Here is a 24,743-nt window from a genome sequence, read left to right on the forward strand (position 1 = left end):
CCGCCGAGCCCACCACCGCCCAGCCCACCGCCGCTGCCGCCGAGCCCGGTGCTGCCGGGCAGCCCGCCGCCCGAGCCGAGCCCCGGTGCGGTCGCGGTGCCCGCGCCGGCCAGCCCGGTGCCGTAGTCGCCGGTGCCCGTGGACGGGTATCCGGTGGAGGGGGTGTAGCCGGTGCCGGTCGACGGGGTGTAGCCGCCGCCGGAGGAGAGGTCGGGGTGCGCGCTCGACCCGATGTTCGGGCCGCCCGAGCCCAGGTCGGGCATCTTGCCCGCGGAAGCCGACGGGCCGCCGCCCAGGCCACCCGCCGAGGGCGCCCCGCCGATCCCCGGCAGGCCGCCGCCACCGCCGGTGCCGGGGCCGTTGCCCAGGTTCGGGATGTCCGGGCGCGGATTGGTGACGCTGCCGCTCGGACCGCCGCTCGGCGACTCCAGGACGCGATCCTGGTAGTTGCCGTTGACCTCGTTGTAGACCTTGCGGGCGTCGCCCTCCTGATCGGAGAACCAGCCGGACACCCAGTCGCCCAGCTCACCGATCTTCTCCATCGGCCAGCTGCCCATCAGGTCCGCCTTGACCCGGGTCTCGAAGAGCCCCGCGCCGATCACGACCTCGCCGTTGCGGGCCGCCAGCACGTCTCCGACGCAGGCGGACGGGATGGGCATGCTGTCCTGGGCCGCCTGGAGCTGTCGGGCGGCGGTCTCCAGGTTGGTGACGATGCTGACCCGGTCCCGGCCCGGCTTCTCGGCCGCGTCGACCAGGCCGCCGGCCTGCTTGGCCAGCGCCTCGACGTGCGACTTGAACGCCTCGTAGGCCGGCCCCTTCCAGACCACGCCGAGGTCCTTGACGTTCTGCTGGAGGCTCTCCTGGACCTGCCCGATGTTCTTGAGCAGCTCCTTCCAGCCGAGCGCCGCGCTCTCCACCTTGTCCGGCCGGCCCGCCACGAGCACCTCGCGGGCCATCTGCTCCCAGTCGGCCATCTCCCGCTCCCCGTCTAGCCGTTGCCGCCGCTGGCGGCATCGTTGAACGCCTGCTGCATCTCCTGCGCCGACATGGCGTTGGCGTGCTCGGCGTCCTCGTACTTCCGCTTGACCTCGCGCAACGCCTCGGCGGCGGCCCAGAGCCCGTCGGACAGCGTGCGCAGGCCCTGCTGGGTGGACGAGAAGAGGGCGTCGTGGTTCCGGGTGAGTTCCTGGGCGTTCGGGAACCCGCCCAGCGCGCCCTGGCCCGGCTCCGCCCACTCGTTCGGGGCGAGCTCGTCCTTGATCGCGGACATGTCGTAGGAGAGCCGGTGCACGTAGCTGGCGTGGCTCTCCAGCCAGGTCACGGCCGAGTCGAGGCTGCCGGCGTCCCACTCGGTCTCCACGCCCCGCTCGCCGTCGCCGGCGACCAGCTTGCTCGGCGTCTGCGCCTGGTCGACCCCGACCCGGTCGAAGTTGACGCCCCGCAGGTCACCGACCAACGGCATGCCGGGATTGAGCGGCATCGGGACGTCGAACCGCTGCTCGACCCGGTCCGGATCCTTGCTGACGTTGTGGCTGATGTCCCAGCTCATACCTGTCCTCCCCCTGGCGGTGCTCGTGGTGCCCGGCGTCAGCCCTGCTCAGGGCCGGTGGGCGGTGGAACCGGCCCGGTGTCCGGCGGGTACGGGTGCGGCGCCGTCGGCTGGCTCACCGGCCGGGGCTGGTACGGGTGCGGCGACCCCGGCCCGGGCGGTGGGCCGAAGCCCGCCGGCTGGCCGTTGCCCGCGGGCGGGTAGCCGGGCGGCTGACCTGGGCCGGGCAGCGGGGCGTACCCGGGCGGCGGGCCGAAGCCCGGCGGACGGTGACCTGGCGGCGGACCGAGCGGCGGCTGCGGGCGGGACGCCGCCCGGCCGCGCACGCCGCGCCGGGTGAGCCACACCAGCAGCACGACCAGGCCCGCCACGACCAGCAGGCAGAACCCGGTCGCGAGCGCGGGACCAGCGCCCTTGGCCAGCCCGAAGGTGACCATCGGCTCGTCGTCGCGGCCGTCCCGGCTGCTGCTGGCGGACGGCGCCGGCGGCGCGGCCTCGAGCAGCGGGTTGGCGGAGACCGGCGGCACCGAACGGGTCAGCGCCGCGAGCGGGTCGACCACGCCGAACCCGAATCGCGGGTCCCGTCCCGACGGCCCCGCGTCCCGCGCGGTGCGGATCAGGCGGTTGACCACATTGGCCGCGTCCAGGTCCGGGTAGCGCGACCGGACCAGGGCGGCCACCCCGGAGATGATCGCGGTGGAGAGGCTGGTGCCGTCGTTGACGACGTATCCGTTCGGCGAGACCGTCGGCGGGGCCGGGGCGATGATCCGCTCCCCGGGCGCGGCCAGCACCAGCTCGGGGCCGGTCGCCGAACCGCTCCACAGGCCACCGGAGCGGCCGGTGCCGCCGGCCGCGACGACGCCCGGGATGCTGGCCGGCGCCTGCACGCCGACCATGCCCTGCTCGACGTTGCCGGCCCCGGCCACCACGACCGCGTCCTTGCCCAGCGCGTACCGGACCGCGTCGGAGAGCTCCCGCTTGCGGGAGTCGTTCACCAGCGACACGTTGATCACGTCCGCGCCGTGGTCCGCGGCCCACCGGATGCCCGCGGCGATGTCGGCGTTGCGGTCGTCCGCGCCGAGGCCGACCGGCAGGATCTTCGCCTCCGGGGCGATGCCCAGCTCGTGCATCACGCCACCGCCGCGGCCGGCGATGACGCCGGCCATGCCCGTGCCGTGGCCCTTCTGCCCGTCCGGATCGCTCCGGCCGTCGGCGGCCACGTCGGCGCTGAGCCCCTTGCCCGGCAGCACCTGGCCCTTCAGGTCGGGGTGGGCGGCGTAGACGCCGGAGTCGACCACCGCGACCACCACACCCCGGCCCTTGGCGAGCCGGTGCGCCTGGGGAATCTTCAGCGGGTCGAGGTACCACTGGAGACCGCGTACGGTGTCGGCGGCGCGCGCCGGGGCGGGCCCGACCAGCGGGCCGGCGCCGGCCGTGGCGACCAGCGTCAGTATGGCGGCGGCGGAACTCAGCAGTGGTCGGCGCTTGCCCGTACCCATGGCACTCCCAGGACCTCGGTCGACACGTGACGCACTGCGGCTCCGGTCCGGTCGAGCCGGACCGGAGCCGCAGCGGTCGATTATCTCACTGCCAGACCTTGGCGTTGCTCATCTCGGTGGAGACGTAGTTCTCGCGCGCGATGCCCACGGCCGCGCCGATGTCGTTCAGGACCTTGTTGATGTCTCGCACGGCGGCGTCCCACTGGGCCTGGTGCTGCTGGTACGCGGCGCGGTCCTGACCGTCCCACTCGAGCTTGGTCAGCATCGAGCGCAGCGTGTCGAGCTTCTCGTCGATGGTCCGCGAGATGGCCTGCATCTGCTGGTTGCTGCTCTCGAGGACTGCGTAGTCAACCTTGATGCTCATGAGTTCCTCCTCTGCTCGCCTGCGCGGATCACGGGTTGAGAGCAGAGTGGAACTTGTCCAGCATCTGCTGCTGCTCTTCGTCGTTGACCTGGTGCGTCGTACCCGACTTGTCGAGCAGGTCTGCGATGCTGTCCATCGCCGTCAGCAGCTTGACGGTGTCCTCGTTCCAGCGATTCATGAGCTGCTGGAAGCCCGTGGACGCCTGCCCCTTCCAGGCGATGGCCAGGTCGTCGACCACGTTCCAGAGCTTCTTCAGCTCGCCGTCGACCTCGCTGCGCGTGGACCGCACGTCACTCGCGGCGGTATGGAGAGTCGCAGCTTCGACCTCGAACGCCATGCTTCACACCCTTCCGTCATCTTCGTGGCGGCGGATCTGCCGCGCCCCTCCCCCGCGGCAAGGCAACCAACCCCACCGACGGACATCCTCGATGAGACGGTAACCCACGGCGGCAAGCGGTCGCAGCCCGCCAAAGCCGCAAATAGCGCGAGTCCGCAGTGGAATTGGCGACACCGAACGGCCTCCGGCCGTCCACAAGGGAGTCCGCGGAGCGGCCCGGATCAGGCCGGCTCCGACCAGGCGGTCTGGATGAGCTGCTGACCGTCGCGCCGGCGCACCAGCGTGCCCCGGCCCGGTGGCTGCGGGCTCGGCCGCAGGGTGCCGAAGACGGCGCCCTCCTCCCGGTTGCCAGACATCAGCAGGCCCGGCGAGTCCAGCTCGCGCAGCCGCTGCAGCACCGGCTCGTAGAGCGCCCGGGCCACGCCGCCGACCCGGCGCGTGACGATCAGGTGCAGGCCGATGTCCCGGGCCTGCGGCAGCAGCTCGTGCAGCGCGCTGAGCGGGTTGCTGCCGCCGGAGGCGACCAGGTCGTAGTCGTCGACCAGGATGTAGAGGTCCGGCCCCTTCCACCAGCTCCGGTCACGCAGCTGCGCGGTGGTCACGTCCGGACCCGGCAGCCGGTTCTGCAGCGCGCTGCGGATCGACCCGAGCCCCTGGCTGAACGCCTGGTTGGACGGTGCGTAGTCGAGCAGGTGGTCGCCCTCCACCGCACCGAGCAGGCCGCGCCGGTAGTCGGCGATCACCAGCCGGGCCTGGGCCGGGGTGTACCGCTCGACGATGCCCCGGGCGATCAGCCGCAGCACGTTGGTCTTGCCGCACTCGGCGTCGCCGAAGACGGTCAGGTGCGGCTCGTTCGCCAGGTCCAAATAGACCGGGGCGAGCGCCGACTCGTTGACCCCGATCGGCAGGCCCGGCGCCGACCGGTCGACCACCTTCGCCAGCTCGGCCACCGGCAGCCGGCGCGGCAGCAGCCGTACCTTCGGGGCCGGACGGCCCGGCCAGTTCGCCGCCACGTGCCCGGCCAGGGCGACCGACGCCTCGGTCAGGTCGTCCACGTCCCGCTTGCCGTCGATCCGCGAGACGGCGGTCAGGAAATGCAGCTTGTCGCGGGTCAGGCCGCGGCCGGGCGAGCCGACCGGGACGTTCTGCGCCGCCCGGCGGTCGATCTCGGACTCGGCCGCGTCGCCGAGCCGCAGCTCCAGCTTCGTGCCCAGCAGGTCCCGCATGTTGATCCGGATCTCCGCCCAGCGCACGGCCGTGATCACCACGTGTACGCCGAAACCCAGCCCCCGGTTGGCCAGGTTGGTGATGGTCTGCTCCAGCTCCTCGTACTCCTGGCGCAGCGTGTTCCAGCCGTCGACCACCAGGAACACGTCACCGAACGGGTCGTCGGCGAACTCGCCGGCCGCCCGCCGCCGCCGGTAGCCGGCCACCGAGTCGATGCCGTGCTGGGCGAACCGGGTCTCCCGGTCGTCGAGCACGGCGACCACCTCGGCCACCGTCCGGCGGACCGCCTCGGTGTCCCGCCGGCCGGCCACCCCGGACACGTGCGGCAGCCCCTCCAGGCTGCGCAACGCCCCACCGCCGAAGTCGAGGCAGAAGAACTGCACCTCGCGCGGGGTGTGGGTGAGCCCCAGGGACGCGATCATCGAGCGCAGCATGGTGCTCTTGCCGCTCAGCGAGGCGCCCACGATCACGACGTTGCCGCCCGCGCCGGCCAGGTCCACCATCATCGGGTCGCGCCGCTGCTCGTACGGGCGGTCGACCACGCCGACCGGCACCGCGAGCCGGCCCCGGCCGGGCCAGTTCGCGGTGCACAGCCCGAAGGTCGGGTGCACGCCCAGCGGCGGCAGCAGCTCGCCCAGGCTCGGCGGCTCGGCCAGCGGCGGCAGCCAGACCTGGTGCGCCGGCCGGCCCTGACCCTTGAGCCGGTCGATCAGCACGTCCAGCATGGCGACCGCCTTGCCGTCCGTCGGCTGCTCCGGCTCCGGCGCCGTCTCCACCGCGGTCTGGGCGACCGGCGCCGACACGAAGTCCACCCCGTACGGCACGATGCGGCGCTGCACCTGCGCCCGGGTCGACCGCTGCACCTGCCCCGGCGGCCGGTACGGCCCGGACACGTACGCCGCCCGGAACCGCAGCATGGTGCTGGTGTCGGTCTTCAGATACCCGTGGCCGGGGGCGCTCGGCAGCTCGTACGCGTCTGGCACGCCCAGCACGATCCGGCTCTCCACGGCGGAGAAGGTGCGCAGACCGATCCGGTACGACAGGTGCGTGTCGAGGCCGCGCAGCTTCCCCTCCTCCAGCCGTTGCGAGGCCAGCAGCAGGTGCACGCCGAGCGACCGGCCGAGCCGGCCGATCATCACGAACAGGTCGATGAAGTCCGGCTTCGCGGCGAGCAGCTCGCTGAACTCGTCGCAGATGATGAGCAGGCTGGGCATCGGTTCCAACTGCTCGCCGGCGGCCCGGGCCTGCTCGTAGTCGTACCGGGAGACGTAGTTGCCGGCGGCCCGCAGCACCTCCTGCCGGCGGTTCATCTCACCGGCCAGGGCGTCCCGCATCCGGTCGACCAGCGGCAGCTCGTCGGAGAGGTTGGTGATCACCGCACTGGTGTGCGGCAGCGCGTCCAGCGAGGCGAAGGTGGCGCCGCCCTTGAAGTCGACCAGGACGAAGTTGAGCTCCTCCGACGAGTGCGTCACCGCCAGCGCGGCGACCACCGTACGCAGCAGCTCGCTCTTGCCGGAACCGGTCGCACCGATGACCAGCCCGTGCGGGCCCATGCCCTCGTGCGCGGACTCCTTGAAGTCCAGCTCCACCACGTTGCCGTCCGGGCCGACGCCGAGCGGGATGCGCAGCCGGTCCCGGTGGCTGCGCGGCCGCCAGCTCTGCCGCACGTCCACCGCGGCGGCGTCGCCGACGCCGAGCAGGTCGGGCAGCTCCATGCTCCGGGCCAGCGGCTCGTCGCTGCTGGCCTGCTGCTGGGAGAGCCGGTAGGGGGCGATCAGCCGGGCCAGCCCCTCGGCGGCCGCCTCGCTCAACCGGTCCGGCGCGCCCAGCCGGGACGTCGAGGAGCCGCGGACCAGGTCCAGCCCGCTGCCGTCGCCGGCGTCGAGGCAGAGCAGCCAGCGGCCCGCGTCCCGGGGCACCGTCCCGGAGAGGTCGATGACCGTGGCGCCGAGCAGGCCCGGCCCCATCAGGTGACAGGTCGGCGAGATCTCCCCGCCGTCGATCACCACCACGACGTGCGATGCGGTGGTGAGCGGCTTCGCCTCCGGAGCGAACCGGGGCCGGCCGGCCAGCTCGTTGGCGAGGGCCGACTCGGCCTCGGCGAGGCTGGCGAAGACCAGCCGGCGCGCGCCCGCCGCGTCGGTACGGCCCGGGTGCTGGGCGTGCGGCAGCCACTTGACCCAGTCCCACACCGGCTGCCGGTCGGGCGCGGCCACCACCGCGACGATCAGGTCGTCCGGGGCGTGGAAGGTGACCAGCTGGCCCAGCGCGGCCCGGGTCAGGTCGAGCACCGGCTCCCGGTCGCCGCGCAGCACGATCCGGCTGAACGCGCGCAGCGACAGCGCGGTGGGCAGCTCCGGCACCGTGGAGTGGGCGCGGACGAAGCGCCGCAGCGCGATCGCGCTCATCGGCTCCAGGTCCTCCACCGGCTTGGTCTCCGGCGGCACGATCTCCACCGCCAGCCGCTGCGGGCCCAGCGCGATCCGGGCCTCGCCGAAGTCGTCCTCGGTGATCCGCCGCTCCCAGAGCCGCCGGGACGAGGCGATCGACCAGAGCGCGTCCGGTTCGGGGTGCCGCCAGGACATCGCGGCGCGCTGCTGCTCGGCGGCCCGCCGGGTGCGCTTGCGCATCTGAGCCAGGTAGCGCATGTAGTCGCGCCGCTCGGCGTTCAGCTCGGCCTTGTCGTTGCCGCCGTTGGACATCGTGCCGATGGCCATGCCCAACATGGACACCCCGAAGAGGCCGCCCGCGACGTACGTCATCATGCCGCCGCCGCGGCCCGCGTAGAGAAACGCCATCGCGCCGACGCCGCAGATCATCGGCAGGATCATCAGCAGCTGACCCATCCCGCGCGGCTGCGGCTCGGGCAACTCCGGCGGGGACTCCAGCAGCACCTCGCCCCGCGGCAGCGCGGGCCCCGGTTGACGCGGAAGCCGGCGGAACACCACGGTGCTCACGGCTGGCTGTCTCCTCCCCAAGAGCGGCCCTGATGCGGTTCGCGACCGACCGGAGTCGTCGGGTGGGCATCCTATGCGCCCGCCATCGTAGGTAATCTCCCGTGGGCGCCGTGGACCCACTACGGGCGGTGCCACCGGCCGAGGTGGATCGTAGGCGAGCACGAGGAGGCCACAGTGGCGACGAAGACGGCGACCGGCGGGCTGAGCCGGATCACCATCGTGGCGCCGCGGACCAGGATGGATCTCGCCCTGCCGTCCGACGTGCCCCTGGCCGACCTGCTGCCCACCCTGCTGCGGTACGCCGGCGAGGACCTCGCCGACGAGGGGGTCCGGCACGGCGGGTGGAGCCTGTCGCGGCTCGGCGGGCAGCCGCTGGACGGTGGTCGTACCGCGGCGCAGCTCGGCGTCCGCGACGGCGAGGTGCTCTACTTCAACCCGCGCGCCTCCGCCGCCCCGGAGATCGTCTTCGACGACGTGGTGGACGCGGTGGCGACCGCCACCAACCAGCGGCCCGGTACCTGGCAGGTCGGCACCACCCGGTCCTTCGCGGTGCTCTTCGCCGGGGCGGCCCTGTCGGCCGGCGCGCTGGCCGCGCTCTTCGCCGGCCCGCCCCAGCTGCCCGGCGCGCTGGCCGCGCTGGTGGTCGCGGTCGCCCTGCTGGTGAGCGCCGCGGTGGTGTCCCGGGCGGGCGGCGACAGCCGGACCGGTGCGGTGCTGGCCGTGGGCGCCCTCGGTTACGCGGCGGTCGGCGGGTTGCTGGTCCTGGCCGGCGACCGGAAGCTGACGGAGCTGGCCAGCCCGCACGTGTTGCTGGCCGCGACCGCGGTGGTGCTCTTCGGGGCGATCGCGGCGCTGGCCGTCGGCGACCGGCTGCCGCTCTTCTTCGGCGCGACCGCGGTCGGCGCGGCCGTCGGTCTGGGCGCCGTGCTCTGCCTGGTCTTCGGCGTCGGCGCGGCGGCCGCCGCCGCGGTGGTCGCGACCGTGGCGTTCGCCGTCCTGCCGGCCCTGCCGATGATCGCCTACCGGCTGGCCCGGCTGCCCGTGCCGTCGATCCCCACCGGCCCGGAGGACCTGAAGACCGACGCGGAGAGCGTCGACGGCCGGCAGGTGCTGCGGGACAGCGAGCGGGCCGACCAGTTCCTCACCGGGCTGCTGTGGACAGTCGCCCTGCTCGTCCTCGGCGGGCAGGTCCTCCTCGCCGCCAACGGCCGGTTGCCGGCGGTGCTGCTCTGCCTCGTGCTGGCCCTGCTGTCGCTGCTGCGGGCGCGGCCGTTCATCGGCCGGGCCCAGCGCGCCCCGGTGCTGTTCGCGGGCACGGTCGGCCTCGGGCTGGCCGCCGCGGCCACCTTCGGCGCCGCAACGCTGCCGGTCCGGCTCGGCCTGATCCTGGGCGGGCTGCTGCTGGTCGCCGTGATCAGCCTGATCTACGGGTTGACCGTGGCCGGCAAGCGGATCTCGCCGGTGTGGGGTCGGACCCTCGACATCGTCGAGGTCCTGCTGATCGTCGCCCTGGTGCCGCTGGCCGCCTGGGTGTGCGGCCTCTACGGCTGGATCGTCAACCTTCGACCGTGACCGTGCCCATCGCGGTGCCGACCGGCGCAGTGGCATAGACGCCGGGACCGTGCTGGCCGTCCAGCGGGCGGGCGGGCACGCCGCAGCGCTTCGCCACGCCCCGGACGGCCTTCACCAGGGCCGCCGCGTGGCCGTCCATCGCCGCCACCCGCAGCAGCGGGGGCACCCGGCGCCCGCCGGGCAGCACCACCGCGGCCACCGTGTGCGACGGGGCGGAGGTCGCGGTCACCGCGTCGACCAGCGCGCCGAGCGACCCGTTCGGCCGCAGCCGCAGGGCCAGGCAGCGCTGGGTCCAGCCGCCCCCGCGCAGGCTGGTCCAGCTCTCCGCGGGAGACTCCGGCGCCAGGTCCAGCCCGGCCGCGGAGACCACCGCCGCGTGCAGCTCGTCCCGGCCGAGGACCCGGTGGCTGAGACCGGCCGCGTTCAGCGCCTTGCCGAGCCGGCCGATTCCGGCCGCGACCGTACGGTGCACGCCGCGCATCCCACCGCCCCGGCTGACCGTCTCGGCGCGGGCGTCGGACACCGAGAGCCGCAGCGCCACCCAGACGGTCCGGTGCGCGGCCGGCGGCGCGCCCGGCGCCGGGTACCAGACCAGGGTGTGCGAGACGACCTGGGCCTGGGTGACCGGGCCGGTGAAGTCGGCGAGCACCGCGAGCGCCCGGTCCACCACGGCCGCCTCGACGGAACCGGCCGGGGCGCCGGACCGGCCGGTCAGCGCGACCGCGGCGAACCAGCCCCGGTCGTCCTGGCCGATGCCGAGCCGGGTGTTCCGCTCGGTCAGCTCGACCACGGTCAGCTCCGGGGCGAGCGCGGCCAACCGGGGATCGCCGGCCGGCGCCGCCCCCCGGGACCGCTCCCGGCGGCGCCGTAGCCGGCGGCGGAGCATCAGGTCCTCGTACCACCAGCGACCACCGCGCCGGGCGAAGGCGGCGCCGACGGCCAGCAGGGCGAGCACGCCGACGAGCCCGAGCAGCCAGCCGGGGCCGCCCGTGGCCAGCCAGACGGCGAGCGCGGCGCACTCCAGCACCACCAACTGGCCGACGACCACCGGCCCGAGCCGGCCGCGACGCCGCCGGTCGACCGGGGCGACCGGTCGGTCCGCCGGCACGGCGGGAACGGCGGCCGTACGACCGGGTGGCGCCTGGACCTGCGTCATCGGTGAGCGTCCCTTCTGGACATCCTGGCATCCGCCGGCTGGGGCCGCCGCCGGAGGACGGGCGGGGTCCCGGTGGACCGCCGACGGCCCCTTATCGTAGGGAAGCCCGCGGCGGAGCTCTGACCTGATCGTCGCGGATCCACCCCCGCCGGAGGTTAGCCATGCGGACCCGCCGCGACCAGGTGCAGGCGTACCGCTTCGTCACCCGCCGCATCGTCTCCGCGTTGCTCTCCGGCGATCCGGAGACCAACGACCTGCCGATGCGGCGGCTCGGCATGGCGGTCTTCGGCAGCGTGCTGGTGGCGGCCATCGTGCTCGGCGGCGCCGGCGCTTACGGCCAGCTCACCGGCAACGCCGCGCCGCTGGAGGCGAACACCCTGGTGATCGAGCGGGAGACCGGCGCCACCTACGTCTTCGCCGACGGGCTGCTGCACCCGACGCTCAACTACGCCTCCGCCCGGCTCATCCTCAACGAGGGGGACCCGCCGGTGCGGACCATGTCGCAGGCGTCCATCAAGGACCGGCCGCGCGGTCGTACCGTCGGCATCGTCGGCGCCCCGGACGACCTGCCGGACCGCAAGTCGCTGGTGGGTCTCCCCTGGTCGGTCTGCGACGTGCCGGACCCGGCGGACCCGCGGCGGTCGCGCACCCGGGTGGTGATCGACCATCCGCTGCCCGGCGGCACCCCGCTCGCCGACCAGGCCGTGCTGGTCCGCGCCGACGACGCCCGGTACCTGCTCACCGCCGGGTCGCAGCTGCGCCTCACCGGGGGCGAGCAGGCGCTGGTGGCGCTGAAGATGGCCGGCGCGGCCACCCTGACCGTGGGGCAGCAGCTGCTCAACGCGGTGCCGGCCGGGCCGCCGCTGCGCAAGCCGACCATCGACGGGGACGGGAGCCCCAGCGGCCTGACGGTGGCGGACCGGCCGGCGAAGCTCGGCCAGGTGTTCCGGGCCGCCGGCCAGCACTACGTGCTGACCCGGCAAGGGCTGGCGGCGGTCGGCGAGGTCACCGCCCTGCTGCTGCTCGGCGACGGCGGTCAGATCACCGACATCACCCCGGACCAGGCCGGTCAGCTCCTCACCGACCAGCGGCTGGAGGCCGAGGGCACGCCGCAGCGGCTGCCCGCCCTGCGCGAGGTCCACGCCGGCCAGACCGTGCTCTGCGCCAGCTACCGGGCCGGCGCCGCCGGCGGGCCGCCGGCCACCACCCTCGAGGTCTTCGACCGGGCGCCGGCCGAGTTGACCGGGGACGCCGCGGTCGCCGTACGCCAGAGCGCCCGGGACGCGGTCCGCACCGCGGAGAGCGTGCTGCTGCCCGGCGGGAAGGGTGTCCTGGTCCAGGCCGCGGCCGGGTCGGGCGAGGGGGGCGCCGCCGCGGCCGGCTCGACCGTCTACCTGGTCAGCGCCCAGGGCGTCCGCTACCCGTTGGGCACCCGCTCCGGCGACGCGCTGACCGCGCTCGGGTACGGCGGCGTGACCCCGCTGGCGGTGCCCGCGTCGCTGCTGGCGCTGATCCCGACCGGTCCGGCGCTGGAGCGGGCGGACGCGTTGGCCTTCTTCGAGCCGGCGGCCGACGGCTCGGCCCCCGCCACGGCGGGACCGGCGGAGAGCCCGGACGCGGCGCCGGTCGAGGGCGGCTGAGCGACCGACGGTCCGATGTGGAGTCGAACCCCCGGCTCGACGGGTCGCCCCGGCTGGCCCCGGTCGACTAACCTGGGCATGGCCAACGGTTATCGACGATGACTACGGGGATGCAGCCATGACCGGGCGCACGACAGTCGACGTACTGTCCTTGGAGGACTTCCACCAGCGGTTGGCGGGTCGGCTGACCGAGGTCGAGTCGGTGCTGCGGAAGCTCAACACCGAGCTGCAGTGCCGGCCGCCGGCGCTCGGCTCGTTCGCCCACGCCACCGAGAACGAGCGCCGCTACAGCGAGACCCACGCCAGCTACGTGGCGCAGGCCGAGCGGCTGCGCAAGGCGATCGTCGCGGCGCAGACGGCGACCAGCACGATCATGGCGAACTACCGGACCGCCGAGGCGCGCAACGCGGCGAGCGCGGCGGACATCCTCGCCGCCCTCGCGGGCGTCGACGAGGCGCTGAAGCCGGCGGAGGGGGACCCGCGTGTCTGAGTACACCCAGCGCTACCAGCACGTCAGCCACCAGGAGCTGTACGACGGCGTGAAGTCCGGCGACCCCAAGCAGGTGGACGGCCTGAGCGCGCAGTGGAGTTCGCTGAAGGACACGCTGGAGGGCCTCGGCCGGGATCTCAGCGGCGACCTGGACGCGCTGGGCCGGTCGTGGACGGGCGACGCCGCCCGGGAGTTCCAGCGCCGGCTGGACCTGGTGGTCGGCTACTCGGGGGACCTCGCCCAGGGGATGACCGACGTCCGCCGGGCGCTCACCATGATGGCCGACGAGCTGCGTACCGCCCAGCAGCAGGCGGAGAGCCCGGAGGCCACCGACGACAACGACAAGGCGCTCTCCGGCGCCGGCAAGGGCCTCCTCCTCGGCGGTGTCCCCGGCGCCGTGATCGGCGGGTTCATCGGCCACGAGCAGGACAAGGCCGAGCAGGAGAAGGCGCACCAGCGGATGGTGCAGGTGGTGGCCGCGCTGGCCGAAGGGTACGACTTCTCCGCGTACGGGCGGGTGGTCACCGCCCCGGCGCCGGATCCGGACCTGCCGGGCCACACCGACCGCTCGGGCGCGACGACGAGCGGCGGGCCGTCCGTGGGCACCCCGTCGGCCGCGCCGCACTCCGGCACGTTCACCCGTGCTTCCGGGGCCACCGCGACCACCTCCGGCGTGCACCACTCGGCGCCGACCAGCGGTTCCGCGGAGGGCACGAGCGGCCACGGCAGCCAGCCGGTCGGTGCCGGCCCGGGCGGCGCCGTCGGCGCCGTCGGCGCCGGCGGCGCTCCCGGGGCGGTCGACCCGGATGCGGGCACCTCGCTGGCGGGCGCCGGTCCGCTGCTCGGCGGGGGGCTGCTGGCCGGTGGCGCGACGGCCGGCGCGGCCGCGACGACCTCGACCGGCGGGGCCGGCCTGCTCTTCGGGGTCCCCGGCGGCACGCCGGCCGGGGGCGTGGTCGGCACGGGATCGCTGGCCGGGTCGGGCAAGAGCACGCCGAGCCGGGCGGGTGCCGCCCCGGCGGGCCCGGAGAGCCGTTCGGCGGCGGGCACCGGTCGACTGGCGTCGGGCCGGGCGGGCGCGATCGACGCGGAGGGCCGCGCCGGCGGAGGCCGCGGCGCCACCGGGCGGTCCGCCATGGCCGGCGCCAGCCGCAACGGCGTGCTCGGCGGGCGCGGCGAGTCCGACGCGGAGGAGTCGGACGAGCGGCTGACCTGGCTGACCGAGGACGAGATGGTCTGGGGTGACGGCGGGTCGGTCCCGCCCCCGGTGCTCGGCACCAACTGATCCGACACCGCCACGGCGCGCCGTCCCCGGCCGAGGGGCGCGCGGCCTCGGCGCGACGCTGCTCCGGATGGTCGGCGCTCCGGTCGTGGTGAGTTGGCCGGTGCCCCGGGGCGTCTCCGTCCACAGCGCATGGTGGGGCGGGTCACGTCGACCCGCGAGATCATCGAGCTGCAGGCGGCGGACCTGACCGATAGGTTGAGGTGGTGCTGTTCGTAGCGTTCGCCCCGCCCCTCTGGGCCGCGACGCTGCACACCCTGCGGAGACGGACCCGCCTGGCGGTGACGGCCCTGGTGCTCGTCGTCGGGCTCGGCGGCACCGCCGCCACCCCTGCCGAGGCTTTCCGGCCGGCCGCGGAGCCCGCTCAGCTCGCTGCGTTCCAGGTCCCCCGAGTCCCCGTCGCCGGCCCGGCGACGGCCGACCGGCCTGCCGGCGCCGCCGCCGAGCCGGTCGCCACCCCCAGCGGAGCCTCCACTGCCGAGCGGGTCACCGGCACGCCGAGCGGGCACCCGGCCGGGGTCGGTCCCGAGCGACCGGGCGGATGCTCCGCAACTCTCTCGCCGGCCGCCGCGGCCGGTCCGGCCGTCACCGACCCGGGCCGGGACGCCGTCGGCCGGCGCGGTCCGCCGCGCGACTGATCCGGCCGGCCGCCGCCCAGAGGTCCCTGCCGACCTCCCGCCGTCGGGCCGCCCTGCTGATTGCCCGCCGACCCGATCGGGTACGGCACGCACCGTTCCGTGCCACCGTCGCCCCGCCGCGACCTCGCCCGTCGGCCGGGCCACGACCGTCCGTTCCTAACGATCCACCACGAGGTGCTGGTGATGCAGACCGTCTTCTCCACCGTCCTGCCCGACGTCCCCCAGGCCGCCGGGATCTGGCTGGCCCTGCTCGCCGTCGCGGCGACCGCCGTCGCCGCTCTGATCGTGCGCCCGGACCGGTTCCGGTCGGTGTTCGGCGACCGGATCAGCGAGGCCGCGATGCCGAGCAGCTTCGAGCTGGCCGAGGAGGCCCGGGAACGGGCCCGCTACGCGCAGGAGTTGGCGGTGGCCGCGGAGCGCGCGACGGCCACCGCCGAGCGGCGCCGCGCCGAGTGGCTGGCCGCCCAGGAGGAGGTCGAGGAGGCCTGGCGGGCGTACGAGGCGGCGGAGGAGGACGTCCGCCGGTTGGCGGCCGCCGCCGCGCTGCCGCTGCCGCGTACGCCCCGCACGCCGGCCGAGTACGCCGACCGGGAGCGCTGGCTGCACCGGGCGGCGCTGGACGCGCAGTGGCGGCAGGAGATCACGGTGGAGCAGCTGAGCGACATCCTGGGCCACCGCGGCTGGGACCCGAGCCGACACCCGGTGGAGCAGGAGCTGCTGCTGCGCCGGCTGGTCCGGGACAATCTGCGCACCCGGCAGCAGGTCACCCGGGAGCGGGAGCAGGCCGCCTGGCGCTCCGCCGAGCTGGCCGCGGTCGCCGCCCGCAGCCTCCGCGACGAGGCGTACACGGCGACCGGCCGGGCCCCCGGGGCCCAGTCGCTGCTGTCCACCGTGGACCTGGCCGCCACGGCCACCACCCGGGATGCCGGGTCGGCGACCCGGGCAGCGACGGAGACCACCCGGGAGACGCCGACGGTGGCGCGTGGTCGGGCAGCCGTGCCGGCGTACTGACGCCGGCCGGGCCGCTCGCGGGGGTGGTCCGACTGGGTTAGCGTGACGCTGTGTCCCGCGAGACCTGGATCCTGGTCGTGCTCGCCGCCATCGTCGCGCTCGCGACGCTGGTCGGGGCCGTGCTGCTCGCCGTCCGGCTGGTGCGCGCCCGCAGGTTGCTCGCCACGCTCGGAGCGGGCGGCAAGGTCGCCTTCTACGGCGCGCTGATCTACACGATCCTGCCGGTGGACGTGCTTCCCGACCCGATCTATCTGGACGACATGGGCGTGCTCGCCGGTGCCCTGATCTATCTGACCCGGCTGGCCCACAAGCATCGGGCGGCGCAGCGACGGCTGCCCGGCCAGCCGGAGTCTCCGCCGGACCAGGGCCGGCTCCGCCGCCCCGTGTCATGATCTCCGACCGGGCCGGCGGTCGGTCCGGACGGGCGGACAGGGGGCGGAACATGCCGGGCGACAACCGGTTGGACCCGCGGGACGAACGGGTCGCCGCGTTCTTCCGGCAGCGGCACCTCGCCACGCTGACCACCCTGCGCGCGGACGGCACCCCGCACGTCGTACCGGTCGGGGTCACCTTCGACGCGGACGCCGGGCTGGCCCGCGTGATCACCTCGGGGACCTCGGCGAAGGCCCGGCACGTGGCGACGGCCTGGCCGGACGGCACGCCGGTGGCGGTCTGCCAGGTCGACGGACGGTGGTGGCTGACCGTGGAGGGCCGGGCGGTGCTCCGCCGCGACGCGGAGTCCGTGGCCGAGGCCGAGCGTCGGTACGCCGAGCGGTATCGGCAGCCCCGTCCGAATCCGGCGCGGGTGGTCATCGAGATCGCGGTGACCCGCCTGCTGGGCAGCCTGCCCGCCGCCGCTGGTTGACCCCCGGAGATCCCGTCGCCGGCCCCGACCCGAGCGAGCGCCCTGCCGACACCGGTCACCGCCCGCAGTCCGGTCGTGGCCCGCCACGAACCTGATGACGCAAACGAATCGCCCATGCGTTATGTCCGGGAACGCGCCATCCATGGCTTCCTGCGAGCCCTGATCCGTTGACGTCATCAGCTCGGTAGGGCCCCGGCACGACCCTCGGCGAGTGGTCACCGGCCCTCATCGACCCGACGGCGACCGAACGACCGCAATGTCCCACTCTGGCGTGACCGGTGGCACGCCCCGGCCGGAATCGCGTCCGGTTCCCGGCCGTTACACCTGCGTAAGCCGAGCGCCACTCCCGGTGCTTGCGTCCTCCGTGCCTCGGAGGCGCCAACCCCCGAATGGAGCTTCGACATGAAGACGACCTTCCGCAACAGCATGCTCTCGGTCGCCGGTCTGATCATGTGCGGCGGTGCCGTCGCCGGTCCCGCCGTGGCCGCGCAGGCCGCGCCGGCGCAGACCAAGCCGGTCGGCTCGGTGACCGTCGACAAGGGCAAGGGCGGCGACAAGAGCGAGCGCCGCGCCGGCTACGAGTACGAGGCGCAGCCGAACTTCTACTACTGCGGCCCGGCGTCGACCCGGATGGCGCTGTCGGCCGAGGGCAAGGCCGTCAGCCAGGACGAGCTGGCGCAGAAGCTCGGCACGACCGAGAACGGCACCGACTCGGCCATCGACATCACCCGGGTGCTCAACGAGTACACCGGTGGCAGGTACAAGACCACCGAGATCCGTGACGACGTGGCCACCAAGGAGCAGGTCGAGCGCCTGCGGGCCGACGTGAAGGCCGCGGTCGACCAGGGTCGCCCGGTGGTGGCCAACATCCTCGGCGGCGCGCTCGACGTCGACGGGGTGGAGCACAACTACCCCGGTCACTACCTGACCGTGGTGGAGTACAAGGACAACGGCAACACCGTGCTGATCGCCGACCCGGCCAGCCCGGGCGAGCCGGAGTACTGGATGGACGTGACCGAGCTGGCCAACTGGATCGCGGGCCGCGGTTACAGCTCCTGATCCACGAGCACGACCGACGAAGGGCCGGTCTCCCCGAGCGGGAGACCGGCCCTTCGTCGTGGTCAGGAGCCGGGCCGCGGTGAGCAGCGCGTTCACCACGCCGGTCTCGGACCCGAGGGTACGCAGCAGCGATAGCATGTGGACGTGCCGCGGCCGGTGATCTTCGACCTCTTCCACACCTTGGTCGACGGGGCGGACTCGGAGCGCGACCGGGTGGTCGGCGAGATGGCCCGGATGGTCGGGGTGGAGCCGACGGCGCTGGTCGCCGCGTACCACGCCACCTGGCGGGACCGGATGACCCGGTGGGACGTGGCGCAGACGGTCCGGCTCCTCGCCGGGCGGCTCGGTGGCGCCCCCACCGACGAGCAGGTGGTCCGGGCCGCCGCCCACCGCCGGCAACTGGCCGGTTGGCTCCTGGAGAGCGTCACGCCGGAGACCCTCGCGGTGCTGGACGCGCTGCGCGCCGACGGCCACCCCCTCGCGCTGGTCAGCAACGCCACCGCCGAGGCCGCCGAGGCGTGGCGGACCAGCAGGCTGGGCCGCCGGTTCGACGTCGCGGTCTTCTCCTGCCAGGTCGGCGTGGCCAAACCCGACCCGGCGATCTACCGGGTCGCGGCCGACCGGCTGGGCGTCGACCCGGCGGAGTGCGTCTTCGTCGGCGACGGCGCGGACGGCGAGTTGGCCGGGGCGGCGGCGGTCGGCATGACCGTGATCCGGACGACCGAGCACCACGACAACGACCCGTCCTGGGACGGCCCGGCGCTGGCCACGCTGGCCGAGCTGCCCGCCCTGCTGCGCGACTGAGGCTTCCTACGCCGGAACCGCCGCCCTCTCCCGCCCGGGTCGGGACCGGAGGCCGCGTCGGGTCGTCAGCGGGGTGAGGATCCGCGCCAGGACGTCGTGCACGTGGGTGTTCGGGTGCTTGCCGGTGAACTCCTCCGCCAGCGGACCGTACGCGGTGACCGGCACGTCGACCCCCGTGTGGTCGCTGGTGGTCCAGTCCAGGTTGAAGGTGAGGCCGCTGCCCTTGACCGGGAAGGGGCCGTCCTCGGCCGAGCTGCCGACGCCGGACTCGTCTGAGGCGCCGGTGTCCTCGACGGTCAGGCCGCCGCACTCGTGGTCACCGGTCACCACGACCAGGGTGTCCGGGTGGCTGGCCGCGTAGTCGCGGGCCACCACGACGGCCTTCTCCAGCTCACCGAGGGCCTGGAGCATCCGGGCGCCGTTGTTCTCGTGGGCGAACTCGTCGATCCCCTCCTCCTCCACGAACAGGAAGAAGCCCTGCTCGTCGCGGGACAGGGTCGACAGCGCCCTGGCCGTCATCGTGGCGAGGCTGACCGGAGCGTCGTAGGCGTCGCCCTCGCCCTCGCGGCGCTGCTGGAACAGCTCCTCGTTGGCGAAGAGCCCGAGCAGCTTGCCGCCCGTGGCCCGCTGGAGCTGGTCGGCCGTGGAGACGTACTGGTAGCCCTCGCCCCTGGCCTCGGCGATCAGGTCGCCCCGGGCACCCCGGCTCGCCTCGGACTGGTCCCCGGCCGGCTTGTCCGGGTACGCGCCGGCGGCGCCGGCGGGCAGCCACCAGTCCTCGCCGCCGCCCAGGAGGACGTCCGGCTTCGTCACCTCGACGTACTGCCGGGCGATCTCGTCCTGGGCCGAGCGGTTCGCGGTGTTGGCGAAGAAGGCCGCCGGGCTGGCGTCGGTCACCTGGGCGGTGGTGACCAGGCCGGTGGCCCTGCCGGCCGCCTTGGCCCGGGCGCCGAGGGTGGGCAGCGGTCTGCCGTCGAGGGCGACGCTGATCGCGCCGTTGTACGTCCGCTCGCCGGTGGCCCAGGCGGTGGCCGCGGCGGCGGAGTCGGTGACCGGGGTCTTCGGGTCGCGCGGGCTTGTGGTGAGCTGTCCGGAGACCGGCAGCTGGTCCATGGTGAGCCGGCCGTCGAGCCCGGCGAGGTAGAGGCGGGCGGCCTCGCGCTGCGCGGCGGCCATGCCGTCGCCGTTGATGAGGATGACGTTGCGGGCCCGGCCCTTGCCCGGTCCGGCGTCGGCCCGCCAGATCGCGCTGAGCAGGGTCAGTCCGGCGGCGACCGCCCCGGCGATCAGCAGGGCCAGCAGCCGGCGGCCGGTACGGGAAGTCACGTGTTCCCTCCTGGCGGAAGGGCCTCATCGAGGTGCCGATGGAGGTGATCGATTTGGGCATCGACCGGCTGACCACAACGGTGGCGGATGTCGGTTCGACCGACGGGTGCAGGGTACTGCCCCGGCAAGCCGAACCGACCGCACCGGTAAGGGGCAGAGATGACCAACGCACAGGCTAGGACCGGCCGTGACGTCGTGGACGTCCTGATGACCGATCACCGCGAGGTAGAGGCGATCTTCGGCGAGCTGGAGAGCCGCTACGGCACCCCGAGCACCGGCGGCAGCTCACCGATGTGGTGATCGCGGAGCTGGTCCGCCACTCCGTCGCCGAGGAGGCGTACGTCTGGCTCCTGCGCGGGCGCGGCCACCGCCGTCTCAGGGGTTCGGCGGGTACGGGTCCAGCGGCCGGTCGAAGAAGGTCTCCAGCACCACGATGGTCCGGGTGCCGGTGACGCCGTCCAGCTGGAACAGCCGGCGCAGGCCGGCCTGGAGCTGCTCGGGCGTGCCGACCCGGATCTTGACCAGGAGCGCGGCCGGGCCGGCGATGACGTGCGCCTCCTCCACCTCGGGCAGCGCGGCCAGCGCCTCGTGGGTCGGCCGGTCGCCCATCCAGGCGTTCGCCTCGACCAGCACGAACGCGAGCACGCCCCGGTCGACCGCGGCGGGATCGACGTCCACCGTCGTCCGGCGGATCACGCCCTGCTCGCGCAGCTTGCGTACCCGCTCGTGCGCGGCCCCGGTCGAGAGCCCGACGGCCTGGGCCAGCGCGGCGTACGACTGGGTCGCGTCCTGCTGCAGGGTGGCCAGCAGCCCCCGGTCCACATCGTCCACTGCCACTCCCAACGGAATCCGTTCGGTTGATTCCTTGAATACCGATTATCGTTCAGTCATGTTACCTTGACGCCGAACGACGGTCACGGGCGGAGGGGTCATGGACCGGTTCAGGACGCGGTTCGAAGTGCTCGACGAGCGGTTCCGTCGGGTCAACGGGGACGAGTGGACGGAGTGCCTCTGGACCGGGGGCCGCTGGTTGGAGGGCCCGGCCTGGTTCCCCGCCGGTCGCTACCTCGTCTTCAGCGACATCCCCAACGACCGGCTGCTGCGCTGGGACGAGACCACCGGTCAGGTCGGGGTGTTCCGTCAGCCCGCCGGCTACGCCAACGGCCACACGGTGGACCGGCGGGGCCGGCTGGTGAGCTGCGAGCAGGGCAACCGACGGGTGACCCGGACCGAGGCGGACGGCACCGACACCGTGCTGGCCGACCGCTGGCGGGGCCGCCGGCTCAACAGCCCCAACGACGTGGTGGAGCACTCCGACGGGTCGATCTGGTTCACCGACCCCAGCTACGGCATCGACAGCGACTACGAGGGGCACCGCGGCGAGAGCGAGATCGGCGGCAACCACGTCTACCGGGTCGACCCGCACGACGGCGAGGTACGGGTCGTCGCCGACGACTTCGTACAGCCCAACGGCCTCGCCTTCAGCGCCGACGAGTCGGCCCTCTACGTGGTCGACACCCGGGCCAGGCACCTGCGCCGGTTCGCGGTGACCGAGGGCGGCACGCTGCGCGGGGGCGACGTCTTCGCCACCTGCGACGCCGGCTCCTTCGACGGGGTACGGCTCGACGAGGCGGGCCGGATCTGGGTGGCCGCACACGACGGGCTGCACTGCTTCGACCCGGACGGCACCCTGCTGGGCAAGCTGCACCTGCCCGAGGTGGTCGCCAACTTCACCTTTGGCGGCCCGAAGCGCAACCAGCTCTACATCTGCGCCTCCAGCTCGCTGTTCAGCCTGCGGGTGAACGTCAACGGGGTCCGCTACCCCGGCTGGTGACCCGTCACCCGTCCGGCGCGGCCGGCGCGGATTTCCGTGGACCGGAGACACCACTCCCGGGCCACCCGCGATGCGGCGACCCGGGAGCGTGGCGAGGTCAGCGGTCGGTGTCGCCCTGGCCGGTCCGCTGCTGCGCCATGTCGACGCCCTTGTCGATCTTCTCGTCGTACTTGCCGCCGGTGCGCTGGTCGGCCGTGTCGCCCGCCTTGTCCAGCCCCTTGTCGACCTGCTTGTCGTGCTGCTCGGCGAAGTCCTTGGCCTTGTCCGTGAAGTCACTCATGCCGGATCTCCCTTCGTCCTCGCTGCCTTCCCTCCGGTCGGGTGCGCAAACGGGGCCCACCCGCCACCCCGCCGGCGGGTGTCGGATCGGGGCCGGGCGGGTATCGAGCGGCCACGATGGAGGAGGGGTCGACGTGGTCGAGGACCTTATCGGGCGGACGCCCGACATGACGGCGGACCGCACCCGTGCGGCGGGACCCCGGCAGGCCTGGGCCGGCCTGCCCTGGCCGGTCCGGACCGCGGTGACGTGGAGCGCCTGCCTGGTGGTGGTGATCGCCGGGCTGTGGCTGCTGGGAAAGATCGCGGTGCTGCTGGCGCCGCTGGCCATCGCGCTGGCCGGGACGCTGTTCCTCACCGCGCTGCTCGACCCGGTGCTGCTCCTGCTCCGCCGGCTCCGGGTGCCGGTGGCCCTGGCCGCCCTGCTCACCATCCTGCTGCTGCTCGGGGTCCTGGTCGGGCTGGGCGTACTGGTGTGGAACCTGACCGCGAGCCAGTTCGGTGAGCTGAGCCAGCAGCTGGACCAGGGCCTGGAGCGCAGCCGCGACTTCGTCACCTTTACCCTGCCGATCACCGACGCCCAGCTGGACCGGCTGCTCCAGCAGACCCGGGACGGACTGAGCGGCAGCGCCCCCGACCCGATCGGCGGGGCGCGTACCGCCGCCGAGGTGGCCGGTTCCGTGCTGCTGGCGCTGGTGCTGCTCTTCTTCCTGCTCAAGGACGGCCGGTCCATGTGGCGGTGGGTGCTGCGCCGGATGACCGGCCCGAACCGGGCGGTCACCGCGGAGGCGGGGCGGGTCGGCTGGCGGACGCTCGGCTCGTACAGCCGGGGCACGATGATCATCGCGGCGATCGACGCCATCGGCATCGGCCTGGCGCTGGTGCTGCTCGGAGTGCCGCTCGCCCTGCCGCTGGCGTTGATCACCTTCCTCGGCGGGTTCGTGCCGATCATCGGCGCGACGGTCGCGGGCGCGGTGGCCGTGCTGGTCGCTCTCGCCGCGAACGGGCCGACCACCGCGCTGCTCACGCTGGCCGCGGTGATCGCCGTCCAGCAGATCGAGGGCAACCTGCTGGAGCCGCTGATCATGAAGCGTCAGGTGCAGCTGCACCCCGCGGTCATCCTGGTCGTGGTCACCGCCGGCACCCTGATCGCCGGCATCGCCGGCGCCTTCGTCTCGGTGCCCATCGCCGCCGTCACCTGGCGGATCATCGACACCGTCCAACGTCACCGCGAGCCGGCCGCCACGCCACCCGCGCAGCCCACCGCCGCCTGAGTCCGGCCCCTGCCCTGGAGGCGGGGCGCCGGTCAGGCGGGGACGGCGAGCCGGCCGGCGAACCATCCGGCGGCGTGGTCGGCGACCTGGTCGAGGGTGCCGGGCTCCTCGAAGAGGTGGGTCGCGCCGGGGATGATCCGCAGCTCCGCGACGTCACCGAGCTGGGCCTGCGCCTGCTCGTTGAGCACGATCACCTGCTCGTCCAGCCCACCCACCAGCAGCAGGGTCGGCGCCCGCACCGCCGACAGGGCGCTGCCGGCCAGGTCCGGCCGGCCGCCCCGGGAGACCACCGCCCGGACCCGGTCCGGACGGGCGGCCGCGGCCACCAGGGCGGCGGCGGCGCCGGTGCTGGCGCCGAAGAGACCGACCGGCAGCGGGCCGAGGTCCGGGTCGCCGGCCATCCAGTCCACGATCGCGGCCAACCGGTCGGCCAGCAGGCCGATGTCGAAGCGCAGCTCGGCGGTGCGGGCGTCGACCGCGTCCTCCGCCGGGGTGAGCAGGTCGACCAGCACGGTGGCCAGCGACCGATCGTTGAGCACGTGCGCCACCGCCACGTTGCGCGGGCTGTGCCGGGAACTGCCGCTGCCGTGGGCGAAGAGCACCACCCCCGTCGCCCGTTCCGGGATGATCAGGTCGGCCGGCAGGCCGTCCTCGACCACCGGAATCGTCACCTCACGCGTCCGCATCTCCAACCTCCACACGTTGCCGATCGTGCCCGCATACCCGGTGGCACCCCCCGTTCACCTGTTGCGTTGACGCCGACGGCAAGGTTTAGCGTGGCGTCGAGGGCGGGCGAGGGAGGTCGGATGCTGATCGGTGAGCTGGCGGAACGCGCCGGCACGAGCACCCGCACCCTGCGGTACTACGAGACCCGGGGACTGGTCCGACCGCGCCGGTCGGCCAACGGCTACCGGGTGTACGACGACGCGGAACTGCGCGTCGTGCACGAGATCCGGGCGCTGTTGGCGGTGGGCTTCGACCTCGACGACATCCGGCCGTTCGTGGCCTGCCTCCGGGCCGGCAACAGCTCCGGCGACGTCTGCCCGGACTCGGTCGCCGTGCTGCGCCGCAAGCTCGCCGAGGTGGACGACTACCTCGACCGGCTCGGCGCCGTACGGCGGCAACTGCACGACCAGTTGGCCCACGCGATCGCCCACCGGGAGAAGACATGCCTCAGGACACGGAACAGGCCCGACTGACGACGGTCACCGACGACACGTTCGCCGCGACCGTGCTGGCCAGCACCCGCCCGGTGGTGGTCGACTTCTGGGCCGAGTGGTGCCCACCCTGCCGGGCGGTCTCGAAGCACCTGGCGGAGCTGGCCGAGGAGTTCGGCGACGCGCTGCTCTTCGCCGCGCTCAACTCGGACGAGAATCCGGCCAGCACCCGGGCGTACGGGGTGATGTCCATGCCGACGCTGCTGGTCTTCCGGGACGGCGAGGTGGTGGGCTCGATCATCGGCGCCCGGCCCAAGAACCACCTCCGGCTGAGCTTCGCGCGACACCTGGAGGGGTGAGCAGCCGTTTGCCGCCGGACCGAGCGGGAAGGCGCGGAGGGACCGTAGATCGGCGCAGCCGCGCCCC

The 24,743-nt window shown here is 74.1% G+C and carries 26 protein-coding genes; 15 read left to right on the top strand and 11 right to left on the bottom strand.

Features of this window, described 5'->3' with window-relative positions; genetic code table 11:
- From DKT69_RS08965 to eccCa, 6 genes are all read right to left on the bottom strand, one after another.
- A partial coding sequence (locus DKT69_RS08965; RefSeq protein ID WP_368666231.1) for a WXG100 family type VII secretion target occupies positions 1–974 on the bottom strand: 974 nt, incomplete at its 3' end.
- 14 nt (positions 975–988) lie between these two features.
- Entirely contained in the window at positions 989–1,549 is a 561-nt protein-coding gene (locus DKT69_RS08970; protein WP_109801116.1) for a hypothetical protein, read from the bottom strand.
- 38 nt (positions 1,550–1,587) lie between these two features.
- A complete protein-coding gene (locus tag DKT69_RS40830) occupies positions 1,588–3,048 on the bottom strand; it encodes a S8 family serine peptidase (protein ID WP_109801117.1) in 1,461 nt (486 codons plus the stop codon).
- Between the two features lie 85 nt (positions 3,049–3,133).
- Positions 3,134–3,412 (bottom strand): WXG100 family type VII secretion target, encoded by a 279-nt coding sequence (locus DKT69_RS08980; RefSeq protein WP_089011442.1) that lies wholly within the window; start codon positions 3,410–3,412, stop codon positions 3,134–3,136.
- 28 nt (positions 3,413–3,440) lie between these two features.
- The gene (locus tag DKT69_RS08985) at positions 3,441–3,749 is read right to left on the bottom strand and encodes a WXG100 family type VII secretion target (RefSeq protein WP_109801118.1); all 309 of its coding nucleotides are present in this window, start codon (positions 3,747–3,749) and stop codon (positions 3,441–3,443) included.
- Between the two features lie 221 nt (positions 3,750–3,970).
- Positions 3,971–7,933, bottom strand: a complete 3,963-nt coding sequence (eccCa, locus tag DKT69_RS08990; RefSeq protein WP_109801119.1) for a type VII secretion protein EccCa — start codon at positions 7,931–7,933, stop codon at positions 3,971–3,973.
- A 174-nt stretch (positions 7,934–8,107) separates the two neighbouring features.
- On the opposite strand from eccCa, the gene eccD reads away from it, so the two are divergent.
- Entirely contained in the window at positions 8,108–9,505 is a 1,398-nt protein-coding gene (gene eccD / locus DKT69_RS08995; RefSeq protein ID WP_109801120.1) for a type VII secretion integral membrane protein EccD, read from the top strand.
- On the opposite strand, the gene DKT69_RS40835 is transcribed toward eccD, so the two are convergent.
- Positions 9,489–10,661 carry a type VII secretion protein EccE gene (locus DKT69_RS40835; RefSeq protein ID WP_109801121.1) on the bottom strand — a complete coding sequence of 391 codons (1,173 nt, stop codon included), beginning with the start codon at positions 10,659–10,661 and terminating at the stop codon, positions 9,489–9,491. The two genes, eccD and DKT69_RS40835, sit on opposite strands and share 17 nt — an antisense overlap.
- Positions 10,662–10,822: 161 nt before the next feature.
- On the opposite strand from DKT69_RS40835, the gene eccB reads away from it, so the two are divergent.
- The 9 genes from eccB (at position 10,823) to DKT69_RS09045 (ending at position 18,450) form a co-directional block, all read left to right on the top strand.
- Positions 10,823–12,301: a type VII secretion protein EccB gene (eccB, locus tag DKT69_RS09005; RefSeq protein WP_109801122.1), complete on the top strand. Its 1,479-nt coding sequence runs from the start codon at positions 10,823–10,825 to the stop codon at positions 12,299–12,301.
- A gap of 118 nt (positions 12,302–12,419) precedes the next feature.
- Positions 12,420–12,791: a hypothetical protein gene (locus tag DKT69_RS09010; protein ID WP_109801123.1), complete on the top strand. Its 372-nt coding sequence runs from the start codon at positions 12,420–12,422 to the stop codon at positions 12,789–12,791.
- A complete protein-coding gene (locus DKT69_RS09015; protein WP_109801124.1) occupies positions 12,784–14,076 on the top strand; it encodes a WXG100 family type VII secretion target in 1,293 nt (430 codons plus the stop codon). The genes DKT69_RS09010 and DKT69_RS09015 overlap by 8 nt, the downstream gene beginning before the upstream one ends.
- Positions 14,077–14,279: 203 nt before the next feature.
- Positions 14,280–14,711, top strand: coding sequence for a hypothetical protein (locus tag DKT69_RS09020; RefSeq protein WP_146231016.1), 432 nt, complete (start codon positions 14,280–14,282; stop codon positions 14,709–14,711).
- Between the two features lie 183 nt (positions 14,712–14,894).
- Positions 14,895–15,722: a hypothetical protein gene (locus DKT69_RS09025; RefSeq protein WP_109801146.1), complete on the top strand. Its 828-nt coding sequence runs from the start codon at positions 14,895–14,897 to the stop codon at positions 15,720–15,722.
- A gap of 50 nt (positions 15,723–15,772) precedes the next feature.
- On the top strand, positions 15,773–16,114 hold the full coding sequence (locus DKT69_RS09030; RefSeq protein WP_109801126.1) for a YkvA family protein: 342 nt from the start codon (positions 15,773–15,775) through the stop codon (positions 16,112–16,114).
- Between the two features lie 50 nt (positions 16,115–16,164).
- Positions 16,165–16,587, top strand: coding sequence for a pyridoxamine 5'-phosphate oxidase family protein (locus DKT69_RS09035; RefSeq protein WP_109801147.1), 423 nt, complete (start codon positions 16,165–16,167; stop codon positions 16,585–16,587).
- Positions 16,588–16,989: 402 nt separating this feature from the next.
- On the top strand, positions 16,990–17,646 hold the full coding sequence (locus tag DKT69_RS09040) for a C39 family peptidase (protein ID WP_109801127.1): 657 nt from the start codon (positions 16,990–16,992) through the stop codon (positions 17,644–17,646).
- A 144-nt stretch (positions 17,647–17,790) separates the two neighbouring features.
- Positions 17,791–18,450 (top strand): HAD family hydrolase, encoded by a 660-nt coding sequence (locus DKT69_RS09045; RefSeq protein WP_109801148.1) that lies wholly within the window; start codon positions 17,791–17,793, stop codon positions 18,448–18,450.
- Positions 18,451–18,456: 6 nt separating this feature from the next.
- Here the strand turns inward: DKT69_RS09045 and DKT69_RS09050 are convergent, their stop codons facing one another.
- Positions 18,457–19,776, bottom strand: coding sequence for an alkaline phosphatase (locus tag DKT69_RS09050; protein ID WP_109801128.1), 1,320 nt, complete (start codon positions 19,774–19,776; stop codon positions 18,457–18,459).
- A gap of 159 nt (positions 19,777–19,935) precedes the next feature.
- On the opposite strand from DKT69_RS09050, the gene DKT69_RS09055 reads away from it, so the two are divergent.
- A complete protein-coding gene (locus tag DKT69_RS09055) occupies positions 19,936–20,076 on the top strand; it encodes a hypothetical protein (protein WP_201749551.1) in 141 nt (46 codons plus the stop codon).
- Between the two features lie 75 nt (positions 20,077–20,151).
- Here the strand turns inward: DKT69_RS09055 and DKT69_RS09060 are convergent, their stop codons facing one another.
- A complete protein-coding gene (locus DKT69_RS09060) occupies positions 20,152–20,607 on the bottom strand; it encodes an Lrp/AsnC family transcriptional regulator (RefSeq protein WP_109801129.1) in 456 nt (151 codons plus the stop codon).
- 100 nt (positions 20,608–20,707) lie between these two features.
- Between DKT69_RS09060 and DKT69_RS09065 the strand changes: the two genes are divergently transcribed.
- Entirely contained in the window at positions 20,708–21,610 is a 903-nt protein-coding gene (locus DKT69_RS09065) for an SMP-30/gluconolactonase/LRE family protein (protein WP_109801130.1), read from the top strand.
- Positions 21,611–21,707: 97 nt separating this feature from the next.
- On the opposite strand, the gene DKT69_RS09070 is transcribed toward DKT69_RS09065, so the two are convergent.
- Positions 21,708–21,890, bottom strand: a complete 183-nt coding sequence (locus DKT69_RS09070) for an antitoxin (protein ID WP_109801131.1) — start codon at positions 21,888–21,890, stop codon at positions 21,708–21,710.
- Between the two features lie 133 nt (positions 21,891–22,023).
- On the opposite strand from DKT69_RS09070, the gene DKT69_RS09075 reads away from it, so the two are divergent.
- Entirely contained in the window at positions 22,024–23,160 is a 1,137-nt protein-coding gene (locus tag DKT69_RS09075; RefSeq protein WP_236647413.1) for an AI-2E family transporter, read from the top strand.
- Between the two features lie 32 nt (positions 23,161–23,192).
- On the opposite strand, the gene DKT69_RS09080 is transcribed toward DKT69_RS09075, so the two are convergent.
- Positions 23,193–23,846, bottom strand: a complete 654-nt coding sequence (locus tag DKT69_RS09080; RefSeq protein WP_375373518.1) for a dienelactone hydrolase family protein — start codon at positions 23,844–23,846, stop codon at positions 23,193–23,195.
- A gap of 120 nt (positions 23,847–23,966) precedes the next feature.
- Here DKT69_RS09080 and DKT69_RS09085 point away from each other — a divergent pair, with 120 nt between their 5' ends.
- Complete coding sequence (locus tag DKT69_RS09085; RefSeq protein ID WP_109801134.1) at positions 23,967–24,359, top strand: MerR family transcriptional regulator; 393 nt, start codon at positions 23,967–23,969, stop codon at positions 24,357–24,359.
- On the top strand, positions 24,329–24,676 hold the full coding sequence (locus tag DKT69_RS09090) for a thioredoxin family protein (RefSeq protein WP_109801135.1): 348 nt from the start codon (positions 24,329–24,331) through the stop codon (positions 24,674–24,676). Before DKT69_RS09085 ends, DKT69_RS09090 begins: the two co-directional genes overlap by 31 nt.
- Positions 24,677–24,743 lie beyond the last annotated feature (67 nt).

It is taken from the genome of Micromonospora sicca (assembly GCF_003172935.1).
GTDB lineage: Bacteria > Actinomycetota > Actinomycetes > Mycobacteriales > Micromonosporaceae > Micromonospora > Micromonospora sicca.